General features: G+C 59.3%; 14 protein-coding genes. All 14 read left to right on the forward strand.

The window, feature by feature from the left end:
- Positions 1 to 33: 33 nt before the first annotated feature.
- The 14 genes from PC358_RS04320 to PC358_RS04385 all read left to right on the forward strand — a co-directional run bounded on the left by PC358_RS04320 (position 34) and on the right by PC358_RS04385 (position 17,845).
- Complete coding sequence (locus tag PC358_RS04320) at positions 34 to 849, forward strand: helix-turn-helix transcriptional regulator (RefSeq protein ID WP_050506052.1); 816 nt, start codon at positions 34 to 36, stop codon at positions 847 to 849.
- A 26-nt stretch (positions 850 to 875) separates the two neighbouring features.
- Complete coding sequence (locus tag PC358_RS04325) at positions 876 to 1,298, forward strand: PA0061/PA0062 family lipoprotein (protein ID WP_033697800.1); 423 nt, start codon at positions 876 to 878, stop codon at positions 1,296 to 1,298.
- Positions 1,299 to 1,312: 14 nt separating this feature from the next.
- Positions 1,313 to 1,930, forward strand: coding sequence for a dTMP kinase (locus tag PC358_RS04330; RefSeq protein ID WP_033697801.1), 618 nt, complete (start codon positions 1,313 to 1,315; stop codon positions 1,928 to 1,930).
- A 53-nt stretch (positions 1,931 to 1,983) separates the two neighbouring features.
- Complete coding sequence (locus tag PC358_RS04335; protein ID WP_033697802.1) at positions 1,984 to 2,361, forward strand: VOC family protein; 378 nt, start codon at positions 1,984 to 1,986, stop codon at positions 2,359 to 2,361.
- Between the two features lie 143 nt (positions 2,362 to 2,504).
- Entirely contained in the window at positions 2,505 to 3,431 is a 927-nt protein-coding gene (locus PC358_RS04340) for a 2-hydroxyacid dehydrogenase (protein ID WP_033697804.1), read from the forward strand.
- 177 nt (positions 3,432 to 3,608) lie between these two features.
- Complete coding sequence (locus tag PC358_RS04345) at positions 3,609 to 6,515, forward strand: FAD-binding and (Fe-S)-binding domain-containing protein (RefSeq protein ID WP_033697805.1); 2,907 nt, start codon at positions 3,609 to 3,611, stop codon at positions 6,513 to 6,515.
- A 106-nt stretch (positions 6,516 to 6,621) separates the two neighbouring features.
- Positions 6,622 to 8,184 (forward strand): PucR family transcriptional regulator, encoded by a 1,563-nt coding sequence (locus PC358_RS04350; RefSeq protein WP_033697807.1) that lies wholly within the window; start codon positions 6,622 to 6,624, stop codon positions 8,182 to 8,184.
- A gap of 125 nt (positions 8,185 to 8,309) precedes the next feature.
- The gene (gene gabT, locus PC358_RS04355) at positions 8,310 to 9,593 is read left to right on the forward strand and encodes a 4-aminobutyrate--2-oxoglutarate transaminase (protein WP_033697808.1); all 1,284 of its coding nucleotides are present in this window, start codon (positions 8,310 to 8,312) and stop codon (positions 9,591 to 9,593) included.
- Between the two features lie 179 nt (positions 9,594 to 9,772).
- Positions 9,773 to 11,185, forward strand: coding sequence for an amino acid permease (locus tag PC358_RS04360; RefSeq protein ID WP_033697810.1), 1,413 nt, complete (start codon positions 9,773 to 9,775; stop codon positions 11,183 to 11,185).
- A gap of 70 nt (positions 11,186 to 11,255) precedes the next feature.
- Entirely contained in the window at positions 11,256 to 12,731 is a 1,476-nt protein-coding gene (locus tag PC358_RS04365; RefSeq protein ID WP_033697811.1) for an NAD-dependent succinate-semialdehyde dehydrogenase, read from the forward strand.
- A gap of 194 nt (positions 12,732 to 12,925) precedes the next feature.
- Positions 12,926 to 13,516 (forward strand): hypothetical protein, encoded by a 591-nt coding sequence (locus PC358_RS04370; RefSeq protein WP_033697813.1) that lies wholly within the window; start codon positions 12,926 to 12,928, stop codon positions 13,514 to 13,516.
- Positions 13,513 to 14,505 carry a lipase family protein gene (locus PC358_RS04375; protein WP_033697816.1) on the forward strand — a complete coding sequence of 331 codons (993 nt, stop codon included), beginning with the start codon at positions 13,513 to 13,515 and terminating at the stop codon, positions 14,503 to 14,505. Before PC358_RS04370 ends, PC358_RS04375 begins: the two co-directional genes overlap by 4 nt.
- Positions 14,505 to 16,160: a serine protease gene (locus PC358_RS04380; RefSeq protein WP_033697817.1), complete on the forward strand. Its 1,656-nt coding sequence runs from the start codon at positions 14,505 to 14,507 to the stop codon at positions 16,158 to 16,160. Before PC358_RS04375 ends, PC358_RS04380 begins: the two co-directional genes overlap by 1 nt.
- Positions 16,161 to 16,261: 101 nt before the next feature.
- A complete protein-coding gene (locus PC358_RS04385) occupies positions 16,262 to 17,845 on the forward strand; it encodes a toll/interleukin-1 receptor domain-containing protein (RefSeq protein ID WP_033697819.1) in 1,584 nt (527 codons plus the stop codon).
- Positions 17,846 to 18,062 lie beyond the last annotated feature (217 nt).

Genomic DNA, 18,062 nt, shown 5'->3' on the forward strand with positions numbered 1-18,062 from the left:
AAACCTGCGCCCGACACGTCGAGAGAAACCGCTATGCAGTACTGGCCCTTGCGCCCCGGCAGTAGTGAACACCGCTTCAATATCGCTCACACCGCCAATCTGTTCGCCAGGGTGGGCCAGAACCGCAGCAAGTTCCTCGCAGCGGATTTGCTGCAGGTGATCGGCTCGGGCGTGCCGTTGGCCCAATGCACGATCTTCGCTTATCCGCAGCGGCGCAACGCCGAGGTGTTCTCGTTTGCGGACCGGGCGCGCGAAGTCTCGCTGCCGGCGATCTCCCACAAATATGTGCAACGCTTCTTCGGCCTGGATGGCAACCAGCAGGTGATGAGCCAAAGCCACTGCGTCACCAACACCATCGTGCAACGCCAGTCAGCTGACGACATCACGCACCCCGAGTACCGGCGCATCTGCTATGAGCAGCCACAGATTGCCGAGCGGGTAGCCTTGCTGACCCACTGTGAAAGCAACCGCTGGTTGTCGGTGAACTTCTACCGCGGCCGCGAGCACGGGCGCTTCTCGGCGCAGGAAATGAACTACCTGGAGGCCCTGGCGCCGTTGCTGATCCAGGCCGTGCGCCTGCATTACCATGCGCACCTGCAAGCCAATGAGCTGCCCTTGCTTTTGGCCGAGCGGGTAATCAAGCAGCAGCATGTGGCGCTGACCTTGCGTGAACAAACGCTGTTGCGCCTGATGCTGAGCGGCCTTGCAGTGGAAGACATTGCCGAGCATCTGGGGGTTCGCCCCGTCAGCGCCGCGACGTATGTGAAACGGCTATACCGCAAACTGGGTGTCAACGGTTTGCGTGAGCTGTTTGGCTTGACCACGCAGGCCCAGTGGGCGCTATCCTGAATGCCTGCACCCTTGGGGCATCTATCATGCGCAGGTTGATGGTGTTGCTCGCGATCACGGCGATTGCGGGTTGTCAGGCGCCAATGCCGGCTGCCGATCCGCAGATGGCCTGGGTCGACTTCTCGGTGCCGTTTCCCAACGACAGGTTGTTGATGGCTGAACGCCTGGACCAGCAACGCCTGCGCGACGGCCGGTTTTTTCAGGTCAGCCCCGGCGGCCATGAGCTGATCGTCAGGTTCGACTACGAAGCAAGCGGGGGTTCGGGCATGAGCATGATGGGGGGCTCCACCGTGCGCGAGTGCTACCTGACGCTCAACTACCCGCATTTCAAAGCCGGCCAGCGCTATGTGCTGGAGGCGCGTTCCATGGCCTTGACGCCCGAGGCGCGGCTATACGATGCCAAGGGGGCGATCGTTGCCGAGGTCAGCGCGTATTATTGCCTTATGTGAGTGATGTTCAAACAATGAATCGTCCGCTGTTCGTTTCTCTGGATGGGCCCAAGGGCACTGGCAAGACCACACTGCTTGAGGCCATTACAAAAGTACTGAGGGCAGGCAACAACAAGGTGGTCCGGCTTTGCGAGCGCAATAACGACCCCAACAGGGGTGCAACAATGGCGCTGGTCAACCAACTGGTCAGAAACCCCAGCCGGGAGCTGGAAATGGGGGTTTGCGAGCGCCTGGCCGATAGCCGTAGCTGGATTTCACAGCATGTGCTGCCCAGACAGCCCCAGGGCAGCATCATCCTGATCGACCGCTGGTACCCGTCGGATGCCGCGTTTCGCCGGATAGTCCCGTTTGCTGACATTCTGCGCCTGAATATCGAGCGCAATGTGCGCGTGCCAGACCTGCATGTCGGGGTGGTCACCGACCCTGAAATCTCATGGGCCAGGGCAGCGGCGCGGTCGCGCGGGCTGGGCAGTACCGTGATGTTCAACCTGCATGAGCAGGTTGCCACTACCCAGGCGTTCGAGCGAGCGGTTGCGGAGCAGGGGTGGGTGTTGTGCCGCAATGAGGGCACGGTCGAGGAGGCGACGATGCAGGTGGTTGCCGAGATTTATAAGGTGTTGCGAGGCCAATAGGGGACCGCACATAAAGAAAACCCGACAACGCAGGCAAGGGAGCCTCTACCGCAATGATTGATCACTTGGATCATCTGGTGCTGACCACCACTGATGTCGATGCTTGCAAAGATTTCTACGTCCGTGTTCTGGGGATGCGTTTGCAGACCTTTGGGGCAGGCCGCCTTGCGTTCTGTTTCGGCAATCAAAAGATCAACGTCCATGTTCGCGGGCATGAGTTCGAGCCAAAGGCCCACCTGCCGGTGCCGGGGGCCTTGGACGTGTGCTTGATCGCCAGTGTCGGGCTCGAGCAAGTGGTCGCACACCTCGAGGCTCAGAACTGGCCCATTGTCGAAGGGCCTGTTCAGCGGACCGGGGCGACCGGGCCTATCCTCTCGGTCTATGTGCGCGACCCTGATCTCAATCTGATCGAAATTTCCGAACAGCTGTGACTTGGCGGTTCAGGGCTTTCAGTGCCGGTGGTGAAACTACCTACTCGAGGCAGGAGGAACGGCTGTTCTTTTAGTGCACCCATGAGAAGGCATCATGTCGTTGGGGTGGGCATCATGTGTGTACTGAATAACAGGAGCCAGACATGGCTATTCTCTACATGGCCGAGCCCGGCAGTGCTGCTCAATGGCGTCAGGCTTTTCATGAAAGTGCCCCCGAACTTGAGTTTCGCGAATGGCCCGAGGTGGGCGATGCGCGCGACATCGAGTATCTGATTGCCTGGAAAGCGATGCCGAGGCTGATGGCGCAGTTCCCAAACCTCAGCGTGCTGTACTCGGCAGGCGCCGGCGTCGATCAGTTCGACCTGTCTGAGCTACCCGAGCACGTTTCGCTGGTCAGGCTGGTGGATGGCGCCATGGCCGACATCATGGCCGAGTACGTGACCTTTGCCGTGCTGGCCTTGCACCGTGACATCCTCACTTACCAGAACAGTCAGCGCGAGCGCCGCTGGGCGCCTTTGCCGATCATCCCTGCATGCGAGCGGCGTGTGGGTGTGATGGGGCTGGGGAACCTCGGGCAGGTAGCCCTGCAGCGGTTGCAGCCACTGGGCTTCCAGCTGCATGCATGGAGCCGCTCGCCCAAAGCGGTCGCGGGTGCGCGTTGCTACGTGGGTAATGAGCAATTGCATGCATTTCTAGGCCAATGCGACATCCTGATCAATCTGTTGCCTCTGACACCCGAAACGACGGGCATATTGAACGCGACCACGCTCGATGCGCTGCCCACAGGGGCAGGTGTGGTGAACGTGGGGCGGGGTGCTCATGTTATCGAGCAGGATCTGTTGGCGGCGCTTGATACCGGCAAGGTCGCAGGCGCGGTGCTGGACGTGCTTGATCAGGAGCCTCCCTTGCCCGACCACCCGTTCTGGCGGCACCCGCGGGTGTTGCTGACCCCGCATATCGCCAGCAATGTTCAGGTCAAGGGCGCTGTTGATGTCATCGTGCGAAACCTTCACCGCGCGCGCAGCGGCCTGCCCTTGCTGAACACGGTGCATCGCGGCAAGGGGTACTGAGGCGTTGCGATTTGATCCTGCCTGAAGAAGCATGAAAAGCCTGTTTCTTCCTATTCCGAGTTGGTAGAGCCTCATCCGCGCTCGGCTTACAGTAGTTAACGCCCACCGCTCTACCCTGGGGAGTCCCCGTAGGGCCGTTGCGTTTCCGTGCTGATGATCGAGACCAGGCTTCTCCCAATGACAAAAAACAACCCTATCCCTTTCGACCTCAACCTCCTGATGACCCTGCGCGCCAAGCTTGAGGCGCAAACCTCGGCGGAGGTTCGATTCGACGCCGCCACCCGCGCCATCTACGCCTCCGAGGCCTCAAACTATCGTCAGCTGCCGATAGGCATTGTCATTCCCAAAACCGTCGACGATATCGTGACCACGGTACGCCTCTGCAAAGAGGCCGGCATGCCGATATTGCCGCGTGGCGCGGGTACCTCCATGTGCGGCCAGGCGGTGAACGCGGCGGTTGTGATCGATGCCTCCAAATACCTTCACGCTGTTCATGAGATCGACCCTGCAAGGCGCCTGGCCAGGGTGCAGCCGGGTGTGATCTGCGATCAGCTCAAAAGCGAGGCGGCCAAGGTGGGGCTGACCTTCGGCCCGGACCCTGCAACCCATAGCCGCTGCACGCTGGGCGGCATGATCGGCAACAACTCCTGTGGCGCTCACTCGGTGATGGCCGGCAAGACAGTCGAAAACGTCGAGCGCCTGGAAATTCTGACCTATGACGGTGAGCGTTTCTGGGTAGGGCCTACCGACGAGGCCGCCTACCAGGAACACATCAAGGCCGGTGGGCGGCGTGCCGAGATCGTGCAGGCATTGAAAGCGCTGGTCGATCGCAACGAGGCACACATTCGCCAGGGGTTCCCCAAGCTCAAACGTCGCGTGTCGGGCTACAACCTCGATCAGTTGCTGCCTGAAAACGGCTTCAACATTGCACGCGCGCTGGTGGGCGTCGAAGGCACCTGCGTCACCGTCCTGCAGGCTGAGACGATTCTGGTGAAGAACCCGACTCACCGCGTGCTGGTGGTGCTGGGCTATGACGAGATCTATTACGCAGCCGACTCCGTACCGCAGTTGCTGCCGCTCAACCCAATCGCAATGGAAGGGTTGGATGATGGCATCATCGATGGGCTCAAAGAACGCGGCATGAAGCTTGCCGATATCGCTGAGCTTCCGGCTGGCAACGCCTGGTTGATGATCGAGTTTGGTGCTCTGTCGACTGAGCAAGCGATTGCCTTCGCCCAGAAGGCCGTGGACATCGCGCCTGAGTTGCCGGGCAGCCCAAGTGTGCGGCTGGTGACCGATGCAGGTTTGATGAATCGAATCTGGACGATCCGAGAGACGGGCGCCTCGGCGACCTCGCTGGGGCTGGACCCGAACGCGCCTGATCCTGTCGTAGGGTGGGAGGATGCAGCGGTCGAGCCCGAGCACCTTGGCCAGTACCTTCGCGAGTTCAAGCGCTTGGTCAGCAGCTACGGCTACAAGACCAACCTCTACGGGCACTTTGGTGATGGCTGTATCCACTCGCGCATTACCTTCGACCTGAAATCCCAGGACGGCCTGGATAACTGGCGAGCATTCCTGGAGGAGGCGGCTCACCTGGTCGTGCGCTACGGCGGTTCGTTGTCGGGCGAGCATGGTGATGGCCAGGCCAAGGGGGAATACCTGCGGATCATGTACTCCACCGAGATCATGAATGCCTTTGCCGAATTCAAGGCGATCTGGGACCCGCTGAACAAGATGAACCCAGGCAAGCTGATCCATGCCATGCCGGTCGATGCCAACCTGCGGTTGGGCCCGGACTATGAGCGCCGCGAAATCCCCAGCCAGTTCACCTACGATGCACGCCTCGGTGACAAGGGCCTGGCGCGCGAGGCCGAGCGCTGCATCGGGATGGGTAAATGCCGCTCGCTCGAAGGCGGCACCATGTGCCCAAGCTTCAGGGCGACCCGCGAAGAGACGTACTCCACCCGCGGCCGTGCACGTTTGTTTTTCGAGCTGTTGAAGGGCGAGGTGATCGAAGGTGCCTGGCAGAACGAGGAGGTCAAGGACTCCCTGGATCTGTGCCTGAGCTGCAAGGGCTGCAAGACGGACTGCCCGACCAATGTGAACATCGCCCGCTACAAGACCGAGTTCCTTAGCCGCTATTACAGCCACAAGCCGCGCCCGGTGATGGACGCCATGATCGGGCGCATCGGCGCATGGCTGCCGCATGCCACCAAGCTGTCACCCGTACTCAACTACGCCATGGGTAACCCGCTGGTGCGTACGGCGGGTGCTTATTTCGGGCTGGCGCGTGAAGCCAAGTTCCCAAAGGTCGCCTCGCAGAGTTTCCGTAGCAGCGCTACGGCCAGGCGTATCCTGAAAAATGAGCGTGTGCGTGCCGGTACAGAGGTGCTGTTGTGGGTGGACAGCTTCAATAATGGCTTCACGCCCAACGTGCTCGAAGCGGGTGTAACCGTACTTGAGGCGCTTGGGTTTAGCGTAAAACTGATGAAGCGCCATGTGTGCTGCGGCCGGCCTTATTACGACGTGGGCATGATCGATCAGGCCAAGTCGAACCTTGAGCAGATCCTTGCCCAGTTGGCGCCGGTGCTCGAAGAGGGGCTTCCAGTCATCGTCCTTGAGCCCAGTTGCTTGTCGGTGTTCCGCGACGAAATGCCGGGCCTGTACCCGACGGACCCGCGCGCCAAAAAGCTCGAGAAGTCGATCATGACCTTGAGTGAGTTCATCGAGCAGCGTGGTCTGCAGTTGCCTTCGATCAACGAAGACGTGCGCATACATGGGCATTGCCACCAGAAGTCCTGCGGCGGGATGGCTGGGGAGCAGGGCGTTCTTGAAAAGCTGGGCGGCCAGGGCCAGGTGATTGCTGCGGGGTGCTGCGGCGTGGCGGGTGCATACGCTTACCATAGCAAGACGGCTCCGATTGCGAAGATCATCGGTGAGAATGAGTTCAAACCTCACATCGACAAGATCCCGCAGCAGGCGGCGGTCGTTGCCGATGGCTTCAGTTGCCGCGGGCAGATCCGCAACGTGAGCGGCAGAGAAGCCATGCACCTGGCCGAGTACCTTGCGAAAATTCTGGGTTAGTTGCACGCAGCGCAGCATTCTCCAGTATCTGGCTGCTAAGGTCGTTGCAAACCTGGCAGCCATCGAGTGCTGTCGAGTGGTTATAACTAAGTGGGATTGATAGGTCATGAAGCTCGACGCAGCGATAGGTAGCACTGTGCTTCGCGAGGCCACTGTGGTGGCCGGTGAAACAGCCATGGATCGCGAAATCACCTGGGTTCACATCGTCGATCACCCCGAGATCACCAATTGGTTGAAGCCTGGCGAGCTTCTGTTGACCACCGGCTACAACTGGCCAGTAGACGACGAAGAGTGCCGTGTGATGGTGCGCCGGCTGAGTGAAATCGGTTTGGCGGGGGTGGTACTGGCTGTTCCGCATTTTCGCGAGCATTTCACCCAGGCCGCCATTGACGAAGCGAACCGCTGCGACTTGCCACTGCTCGAGTTGCCGTGGGAGATCCAGTTCAGCGAGATCATGCACGATGTACTGGCCCGGATCATCAACATCCAGGCCGAGACCATTCGCCGCTCAGACCATATCCATCGCACGTTGACCGAGGCTGCCTTGGAAGGCAACAACCTGGAAGGCTTGGCCAAGGCGCTGAAATCCGCCCTGGACAAGCATGCAACCGTGGTCTCTGCGGATGGTACTGTTCTGGGGGCCTCCGACCCCGCGGTCGACGCGCTGGCCGAGCGCGCACTGATCAAGAAAATCACCGAACTGGATTCGCTCACGGGCTGTTTCGATACCACCACGGCAAAAGTCGTGACGCAGGGCGTGCAGCGCCCCAGGCTGGGCGGTGCCATCAGGCTTCGTGGAGAAGTGGTGGGCATTGTCTGGCTGCACGGCGAAGAAGGGGCGTTTGAGGAGCTGGAGTCTCGAGCGCTCGAACACGCCTCGGTGATTGCGGCGTTGCACCTTGCCTACCAGCGCCAGTTGTCCGACCAGGAGACTCGCTTAGGTTATGCATTCGTCGCTGGGTTGCTGGAGGGCAAGTTCTCTGCCACGCCAAGTGCCATAGAGCGGGCGCAAGTGTCGGGATGGGGCGAAAACAGGGACTACCGGGTTTGTCTGGTGTTGTTGAATGAACCTATCCCGTTGTCGGTGGAAGGCTTCAACCGACGCTCGCGAATTGCCGAGCGTATTGCCCAGTCGATGCAGGGCATGGGCATCGCGCCGCTCATGTCCGTCTCGCTGAACCAGGTCAGCTTCTTGCTCCCGGCAGAAAACGCCCCAGACGCCATCTGGAGGTCGGTACGCACAGAAGGTAGTGCGATGGCCGTCAGCCGCGTGCACAAGGGGGTGACGGGCATGGCTCAAGGGGCAGAGGACGTGCTGGCGCTGCTGCCTCTGCTCAAGCCCGGAAAGCTGCATGACTTCGACGAGGTGCTATTCCCTCGCGCCTTGATGGGGGACTCGGACGCCCGTCGCTTGCTGATGGAAAAGCTGATCGAGCCGCTCGGCAACCCCAAGCGCGGCAATGCCCTGATAGACACCGTACTGACCTTGGCCAGAGAAGGCTTTCAACTACTCAATACGGCCAAGGCACTGGATATTCATATCAGTACGCTGCGGTACCGGGTCGAGCGGATCGAGTCGATGCTGAATATATCGCTCGACAATCCAGACGACAAGTTCAAATTGCAGGTAGCGGCTCAGATGTACGTGTTGGCAACGGATGATAAGTAAAAGCGTTGAATTGGCTTTTCCTGCTTTAAGCAGGATTAGTTTGCGCGCGCTTCCTACTTCCTGGTTGTAGTTGGAGGGAAGGGCAGTGGTTAGCATTAAAACACTGACACATAAAGGTGAATGCTATGTCCTCTCAACAAAAATTGTCTGTATCGGCGCGTGCCCAGCATGTTTCCAACGGTGTTGCAGTTGCTCACCCCATTACCGTGAGCCGCGCTGCGGGTGCCTACCTATGGGATGATCAAGGTAAGAAATACCTGGATTTCGTGGGTGGCATAGGCGTGTTGAACGTGGGGCACAATCACCCGCGTGTGGTCGAAGCGGTACGCAAGCAGTTGGACACCTTCTCGCATATCTGCTTCCAGGTTGCGGCTTACGACCAATATACCGATCTGGCTGCCAAGCTGAATAACCTGGTTGGCGGCCCAGAGCACTACAAGTCGGTGTTCCTGACCACCGGTGCCGAAGCGGTCGAGAACGCCATCAAGATCGCGCGGGGCTACACCAACCGCCCAGGTGTGATCGCATTCCGCGGCGGTTTCCACGGCCGTACCTTGATGGGCATGACCCTGACCGGCATGAGCCAGCCGTACCGCCAGAACTTCGGCCCTTACGCGCCGGACATCTACCACACCCCGTACCCGAACGAATACCGAGGCATCACCACCGAGAAAGCGCTGGTGGCCCTGCAGGAGGTGTTCGACACGCAGATCGCTGCTGATCGTGTTGCGGCAATCATCATCGAGCCAGTACAGGGTGACGGTGGCTTTATCGCAGCGCCCGTCGAGTTCATGCGTGCACTGCGCAAGAAAACCGAAGAACTGGGCATCGTGCTGATCTGCGATGAAATCCAGACCGGCTTTGGCCGTACCGGCAAAATGTTCGGCTTCGAGCACGCCGGCATCCAGCCTGACCTGGTAACCGTTGCCAAGAGCCTGGCCGGCGGCTTGCCGATCTCGGGCGTTGTCGGCCGTGCCCGAATCATGGATGCCCCGCAGCCAGGCGGCCTGGGCGGCACCTACGGTGGCAACCCACTGGGCTGCGCCGCTGCCCTGGAAGTGATCAAGATCTTCGAGTCCGAGAACCTGACCGAGCGTAGCCGCGCTATTGGTGCGCAACTGCTGGAAGGCTTCAAGCAACTTGAGGGCCGTTTCAACAGCATCGGCCACGTACGCGCCATTGGTGCCATGGCAGCGGTCGAGTTCGTTTCCAATCGCGACAGCAAAGAGCCGGATGCGGCGATGGCGCAGCGCGTGATTGACGCTGCCCGTGAAGAGGGCCTGCTGCTCATCAAATGTGGTGTGTACCGCAACGTGGTTCGCTTTATCTGCCCGTTGGTGATCACTGAGCAGGACGTTGCCAAGGCACTTGGCATGTTCGAGCGTGCACTGGTTGCCGCACAAGCCTGAGTCCGACTGCTTGCCGGTGCAGGGATTGAACGGATCATTCTGTTCACGTTCACCGACTTGAACTTGCCCCCTCCCTGCAGGGGGCTATCACACCGCAAGTTAATCAAACAGCGTGCCGGGAAGGGGGTTGGCGGCTTCTCGCGCGTCAATGTTTCCCGTCAATTAATAGAGGTGCCTCGATGATGAATACAAGTATAAGTATCGATAAACCGAACACCCATGACAGCCAACTCAAGGCGGGCTTGAAGTCTCGGCATCTGACAATGATGTCGATCGCAGGGGTCATTGGTGGCTCCTTGTTCGTAGGGTCGGGGAGTATCATTCACAGCGCGGGGCCAGCCGCCGTTCTGGCCTTTCTGGTTGGCGGCATTCTGATGATGCTGATCATGCGAATGCTGGGGGAAATGGCAACGTCATCGCCAGACACTGGGTCATTCTCGACCTACGCCGACCGCGCCATTGGTCGCTGGGCCGGTTTTACCATTGGGTGGCTGTACTGGGGTTACTGGGTCAGCCTGATGGCGTGGGAAGCATACGTTGCCGGAAAAATACTCAACGGCTGGTTTCCATCGATCAGCATCAATGTCTTTGTGCTGGCAACGACCCTGGTTTTGCTCAGTATCAACTTCTTCAATGTGAAGAACTACGGTGAATTCGAGTTCTGGTTCGCCTTGATCAAAGTGGTGGCGATCTTCTGCTTCCTGATTGTGTGCGGCCTGGCCGTGACCAACCTCTGGACGCTGGGGGAGGTGAGCGGCATCAGTAATCTGACCGCGCATGGCTTTATGCCAAACGGCATAGACCCCGTCGTCGGCGCAATGCTCGGGGTGATGTTTGCATTCCTGGGGGCCGAGATTGCGACGATTGCAGCGTCAGAGTCTGCAAACCCCTCGCAGCAGATCATCAAGACGACGAAGTCGGTTGTCTGGCGCGTAGGGCTGTTTTACGTGGGGTCGATTTTCCTGATTGTGTGCCTGGTGCCGTGGAATGACCCCATGCTGGGCGTGTCGGGCTATGGCTCGTACCGCCGGACACTGGAGCTGCTTGGGGTGCCTGGCGCAGAAGTGCTGATGAACTTCGTGGTGCTGACCTCGGTGAGCAGTTGCCTGATTTCTGCGCACTACACCGCCTCGCGCATGCTCTTCTCCTTGGCCACCCGCGGTGACGCACCTGCGTTCTTCAAGTTCACCAAGGCCGGAACGGGCATCCCGGTCTACGCGATTATTGGCTCGTGCCTGGTGGCTGTGATTCTGGCACTGATCAACTTTAGTGAGGCGCTGCGGCCCAAGGATGTACTGGATACGCTGATGAACATGACCGGCACTATTGCACTGCTGGTTTACCTGGTCATCGCCTGCTCTCAACTGAAGATGCGACGCAAACTGGAACTCAAAGGCAGTGACATCCCGTTGAAGATGTGGCTGTTCCCTTGGCTGACCTGGGCGGTGATCGTGTTCATCGTGGTTTGCCTGGGGGTGATGTCGTTCATGCCTGACTACCAGGTGCTGGTGGTGTCTACGGGCAGTGCAGGGCTCGCGTTGGTGCTAATCGGAATCGTGCATCAGATTCGATGCAATCGCTTAAAGCGATAGTTACAGGGCACGCGCGGTGTCGCGGCCTGTCGGCTTAGTTGCCAAGACTGCTACTCAAATTGGGGGTTTTATGAGCTTTAAACTGCAGCGCGACGCGTTGATGGTTACCAAGAATTACATTGCGGGTGAGTGGCAGGATGCAGTATCGGGCGCCACCCTGCCGGTCAATAACCCGGCGACTGGGGAGCCTGTTGCCTGGGTTGCAAATAGCGATGAAAAAGATGCGGAAGCTGCCATTGACGCGGCAGCCGCCGCTTTTGAAGCTTGGCGCGCCACGCCCGCCAAACAACGCGCTGTCATTTTGAAACGCTGGAATGACCTGATCATGGCGAACGCCGAGGATCTGGGCAAAATCATTTCCTCTGAGCAAGGCAAACCCCTTGCGGAAGCCATTGGAGAAATCGCTTACGCCGCCAGTTATGTCGAGTGGTTTGCAGAAGAAGCGACCCGCGCAAACGGCGACATCATTCCTCAGGCGGTGCGTGGCCGTAAAATGACAGCCTACTGGGAGCCTGTGGGTATCGTTGCTGCCATCACGCCCTGGAACTTCCCCGCCGCGATGATTGCCCGGAAAATCGCGCCTGCACTGGCTGCCGGTTGTACCGTTGTGTGCAAGCCCGCAGCAGAAACCCCACTCACTGCGTTGGCCTTGGTCAAGCTTGCGCAAGAGGCGGGCGTGCCGGCAGGTGTTCTGAATATCGTCAACACCCTCTCGTCAAAGACCGTTGCCGATGTGTGGCTGGACGATGCGCGCGTTCGTAAAATCACCTTCACCGGCTCGACCCCCGTGGGTAAGCACCTTGCCCACGAATCCTCCCGTACCCTGAAAAAACTGGCGTTGGAGCTGGGTGGTAACGCTCCGTTCATCGTGTTCGAAGATGCCGATGTCGATGCTGCGGTAGAAGGCTTGATGGTTGCCAAGTTCCGTAACGGCGGCCAAACCTGCGTGTGCCCCAACCGTGTCTACGTTCAGTCGAAGATCTACGGCAGGTTCCTGGAAAAACTGGCAGCCCGCGTAGCAGCCTTGGTCGTCGGCCCGGCGAGCGATCCGGCGTCGCAGATCGGCCCAATGATCAACGCCAAAGCCATCGCCAAAATCGAAGAGCATGTTAACGATGCCGTTGCCCGGGGCGCCCGAGTGCTGACCGGCGGCAAGCGCCTGTTCACCGAACAGCGCGCCGAGTCCACATACTACGCGCCAACCGTTCTGGCCGACGTAGACCGCGCTGCCAAGTGCTTCCATGAGGAAACCTTCGGGCCCGTCGCGCCGATCACTCAATTCGACACCGAGGAGGAAGTCATCAAGATGGCCAACGACTCGCCATTCGGGCTGGCAGCCTACTTCTATACCAACGACATGCGCCGTGTGCACCGCGTTACCGATGCGCTGGAGTGCGGCATTGTCGGAGTGAACGAAGGTGCGCTGGCTGCCGAAGCTGCGCCATTCGGCGGGGTGAAGGATTCGGGTTATGGCCGCGAAGGCTCCGTCCACGGCCTGGCGGAATACATGCACATCAAGTATGTGTGCCAGGGTGGCCTGGATTAATCCGCAAACGTGGCGCGTTAGTGTGTTCTGCGTTGGGCCTTCATTGCGAAGGCCTTAACCAGCTTGGTAAGTTGCAGAACTTTCGGTTTAGTGCTTTCGTCAAGTAATTGACCCATGCCGGTTTTCATCACGATCAAATTGAAACCGGCAGGCCTTGCCCCAGCGCACGGGGTTTTCGCCAGGAGATCCACTCCATGGACGCACAAGCAGCGGTCGACGGCATTCGTTCCCTCGGCGAGAAGCGAGTGGTGACCTTTCTGGGTTTTTCCGACGCGGGCTATGAGGATGAAGCTCGAGCCCAGGAGGTGTTGCTGGCAGAGCTCGCGACCTTCGACCCTCGGGATACCATCGTGTGCTCGGGTGCCACTGCGCAAGGCATTGGCATGGTCTATCCACTGGCACTGCGTAAAGGGTTTCGCACCGTAGGTATCGTCTCTTCGCGGGCGCGCGCCGAGGGGGTGCTGTTTTCCAAGGATTGCGAGCGTGTGTTCGTGGTGGACGACCCTACCTGGGGTGGCATGCAGCCCAATGAATATCTGTCCTCCACCTCACAGGCCATGGTCGATGCCAGTGACGTGATGATCGCCATCGGCGGCGGCGCGATCGCCCGCGACGAACTCGTAGCAGGCCACAGCAAAGGCAAACTCGTCCGTTTTCATCCTGCAGACATGAATCATGCTCGCGCCATGGCGAATGCCATCAAAGAAGGCGGGCCGGCCCCACGGTCGTTCTGCGGCGCCGCCCAGGCGCTCTTCCAGTGCACAGGTGGGGAGGAAGGAGCATGAGGAAATATGCGGTCGTCTTTGTGCATGGGCTGGCAAAGAAGCCTTCGCCTGAAAAGCTTGAGGAAATCTGGCGTTGGGGGCTGGAGCGAGCGGACACGCCTGCACCTTTTCATGGCCAAAACCCAGGGATCGACCTCGACACCCAGGGCGTGCCAGGCCTGTTCAACTACTATGCGGATGTATTCTACGGCACCGATTACGAAACAGATCTCGATGCGTTTTATGAGTCCAGGGACGGTTCTGTCGTTGACCTGGGGAGCCTGCACCAGATAGCAGGCGAGCTTGCCATCCCGACGCCTGCCAATGAAAAAGAAGCAAGGTTCCTTGCTGAGGTGGAGCGCAAGATGCGCGAGGTGCCTTTCCCACCCGAGCCGCCGTGCCTTGTGGCCCATCCAGCTGCACAGCAACCTACACAATTGGAGATCGCTTCGTGGCTGCCGGGGCCCGTGAAGGAGGCCATCATCAAAAAAGCGGCGATGGAAGCGTATTACTTCCTGTTCAACAAGGACTATGCGCGGCCAGCCGATGGCGCGATCTTCAAGGTGCGTGACGAGCTGCGCCAGCGCCTGATCGACGACTTGAGAAAAGCGGCGGAGCAGGCCAACAAGCTGGTGCTGGTAACTCATAGCATGGGCACGATGATCGCCTACGACGTTCTGCGCAACTGCAAGCAATGCCCTCCGGTGGAGGTGCTGTTCACCCTTGGATCGCCGCTGGGCATCACCGAAGTGCAGGAGCAACTGCGGGCCGATGGGCTGCAACACGTCGATTTCCCACCTGGGCTCGGTCGATGGATCAACGTCTACGACCCCCTCGACCCCATCTGTGGTGCTGACCCGAGAATGGACGATTTTCGCCCCACGCAGGGGCGTAGGGTGGAGGATGTTAGAGAGAGCAACTGGGGAAACTGGCGCCATACAGTCACCCACTATTTCGCCGGCAGGCAGTTCCGCTCATTGCTGATGCATACCCTCGGGATATCACGCTGATGTCGCCCATGTCAGCGGGTGAACTCGCCATTGCCCTGAAACGCGGCGAGTTTCCCAACCCGCCGTTGCAGTTGCTGACGCACGCTGTGCATTTGCTCGCGGACGAGGTGCTCGATGGCAAGCAGGCTTCGCGCAAAAGCGTCCGCGAGGCCATGGACCTGCTGCGCAGGCACCGCCATTTCGAACATGTGCACGAGCTAGGCGTCGCCTGGCACGATACCTTCGGTTGCGACGCCATGATCCAGCGCCTGCTCGCCCAGGCGAAGGTGGAGCTTGGCGCACTGGAAGGGGCCGACGATCTGCTCGATGAAGCCGACCAAATGGCGATCAGGCACCCGACAGACCTGGAATACCAGGCAGAGGAGAAGGACTACAACGCGTTGCGCGGGCGTATCCGCAAGCAACGGTTTGTGTTGACGGACAATGTGAACGTACTCGCCGAGTCAATCGCTTACTACCAGAAGAAGCAGCTAGCGCAACCAAGCTTCTTCCTCGACGTGAATGTACTGGCGCTGCGGGTACGCCTGCACGATCGGATAGCACAGCCGATCCAAGTACTCATCGAGTTGGCCCACGATGTTTTGAAGCAGGCAACCGTCGCTATACGAACCAAGCCTGCCGACCCATGGGCGCTGGCAACTGCGTCCGAAGCGTGCCTTGCCTTGAGCCGCTTCCTGCCGGACGAGAGCTGGTGCGACTGGGCCGAATTGTGGTTGTACCGGTTCTTGGCGCACCCGAAATGCGGCCCGTTCGAGATCGAGAGCTATTTTCGCCAGGTGCGCGAAATCTGGAGTGGAGCCCCACTGGACGAATCCACGTGTGCGGGGCGCTTGGCCAGGATCTTTGAACGGCACATGCTGCGCACTCAGCGCCGTTGGTCCGTGGACGCCCGTCAGTTGCAATGGCTTCAACAAAATCCCGAAGAGCTCGAAAAGAACTTTTGCGGTGAAAAGTCGTTCACGGTTGCCGACATCCGCAAGATGCTCGCGCTCGCACCTAACATCGGTTGCGTGACGAACGACAAAGGGGTGCGTATGGGCACCGGTTTCCTGGTGCAGGGTTCAGCTTTCGGCGATGACGGCTTGCTGTTCATCACCAATGCCCATGTGATCAGCGATACCTTGACCAAAGCGATACGCGGCAGCGATGCACGCGTCACCTTCGAGACGGAGGCAGACGGCAGCATGCCCCCCTGTCTGGTGCAAGCGATCCTGTTCAATTCGGAGCCAGGGCAACTGGGTAACGTGAAGGAGGCGCCGGGTAAGCTGGATGTTACCGTCTGCCGCCTGAGCCGCACGCCAAACGGTGCTGCTGGCCTGCCGGTGGCACCGACTGTCCCTTGGCCCTCACCGCGAACCAAAGCTTTCGTCGTCGGCCACCCGCGAGCCGGCGAACTGCAGTTCTCGCTTCAAGACAGCGTGCTGCTCGACGTCTGCGGCAACGAGCGGCTGATGCACTACCGCACGCCGACCGACCCGGGTAGTTCCGGCAGCCCGGTGTTCAACAGAGACTGGGAAGTCATAGCGCTGCATCACGCGGGCTCGCAGACATGCCCGCGTTTGTCAGGCTCAGGCTTCTATGAAGCGAATGAAGGCATCACGCTGCAGGCGATCCGACAGCATTGGAAAGGCATGGCAACTGATTCGCTTGGATAAACCGCTACGACTAGCGTGTGGGTTATTCAGCTCATGCCGTGCCATGCGTTTACATCAGTCACCCGGTGGACGCTACCCAGGCATTGGGTAGGGAGGCTTAGATGGCATCGATCTTCATCAGCTATCGTCGCAAAGACTATACGGCCGGAGTCAGCACCCTCGAGCAGCACCTGCGCGGTTATTTCGGGCAAGCGTCAGTTGTGCTCGATCAGGATGGCTTTCTCGGCGGCACGGACTGGCAAGCGGAGATGAGGGCAGCGGTCATACAAAGCAGTGTGGTTATTTGCGCAGTGGGTGATAGCTGGAGCGAACCGTCGTTGCGCAAAAGCGGCCCGGACCACCTGCATGAAGAACTCAATATTGCCCGTAGTCTTGGCAAGCCCATTATTCCCGTAGTGGTTGGCAGCGGCGCGGGGAAATCAGCCCTGACCCAGCTACCCGCAGCCATTGCCTGGCTCACAAAACTGCATGCGGTCGACTGCACAGGGCCTGAGCTGGGGCGAATCAAGGCGCTCGAACGTGCCATCGGCAGCAATGTCCTGGCCGCTACAGGGGCAGGAGGGGCGTCGATCGGGGCGATGGTTGCCGATCTTTTCTACAGCCTCCTGTACCCAGTGAGTGCAGGGGGCATTGCATTACGAGGTACGGCATCAGGCATGACATCGGCTTTGCTTGGGGTCAGCTTCTCGGCAGTTGGCCTGCTGATGCTGTCCATGGTGCTGAGGGAGGACTTCGATGCACTGGCGCCTTTGGGTAAAATCCTCGGAGTGGTTGTCATCTTTGTTGGCCTGGTATACGGGCTTGCATCGTTGATTACCCGCTTTGGGCCTGCCAGGGCCCACCCTCGTGGGCGATTTACATACGCGTTGAGATTCTGTGCAGCCATCATCACGTGCGGGGTCCTTTACTTCACAGTATGGGTCAGCTTTTTGCCGGATGGCTTCTTCACGCAAATGATGAACGCGCTGGAGGAGGGCGGTGCAGCGGAATTGAAGACAGCAGAGGAGATCAACAACTTTCCTCCTCATTTGATGGTTGTGATGGGCGTGTTCAATCTTGGCTTGATCTTCCATCTGCTCTATATCACTTGGGGCTTTGTTCGCAGCATTGCGGCGGTGGTGAGAACAGGCCGGCTGCCTGCATTCCTGTTGTTCGTATCGTTGATAATGGCAATAGGCATCATGGGCTGGATCAGTTACTCGATGAGCGCCGAAACGCCTGCGCCGAGCAAGAAACCGGTTCGGATAGCGGGTCAAATGCCACGCGAGTTTTCATTTTCGAATGGTTCCGACAAGCTGACCGTAGCGGGCACCGAGTTGATGCCCATGAAAATCCGAGCCAGCGGAAACATGCGGTTCGAGAACAATATCGTGATTCTGGACTTCAAAGAGTTGGTGGTCGAAAACCGCACCGACGCATCAGTCATCGTGGACCGTATTCACTTTACGCTGGGACGGCGTGTGGACGGAAAGTTCTCATGGACTGATCCCGTCCCCTTCAGTAACGAGGTCGCGTTCGGCGCGATTGATGGGCATGGCGAGCGTCGCCTTGAGGACTTTACCCTGCGAGCACGACTGCATCCCACAATGAAGCCTGGAGAAACCGTGCTGACAGTCTGGGTGACTATTAACGGTAAAGCCGAGCAACCGATTGGCGATGGTAGTGACGCGATCTTGCGTTGGTGAAAGGTGGGTGCTGCGGAGCCTTACCTTTGTCATCGAGCGCCCCTTCAAGCCCTTCTTCGGCGAACAAGGCATCGCCCTGTGACCCTCTGCGGTCCCTTGTAGGAGCGGCCTTGCCGGGGCGCCGGACCGGTCGGAAAGGGGCGCGCAGCGGCCCCAGATTGGTGCGTCACCGCTGATAGTGCCGGGGCTGCTTTGCAGCCCTTTTGCGACGCAAGGC

This window comes from Pseudomonas capeferrum, from assembly GCF_000731675.1.
GTDB lineage: Bacteria > Pseudomonadota > Gammaproteobacteria > Pseudomonadales > Pseudomonadaceae > Aquipseudomonas > Aquipseudomonas capeferrum.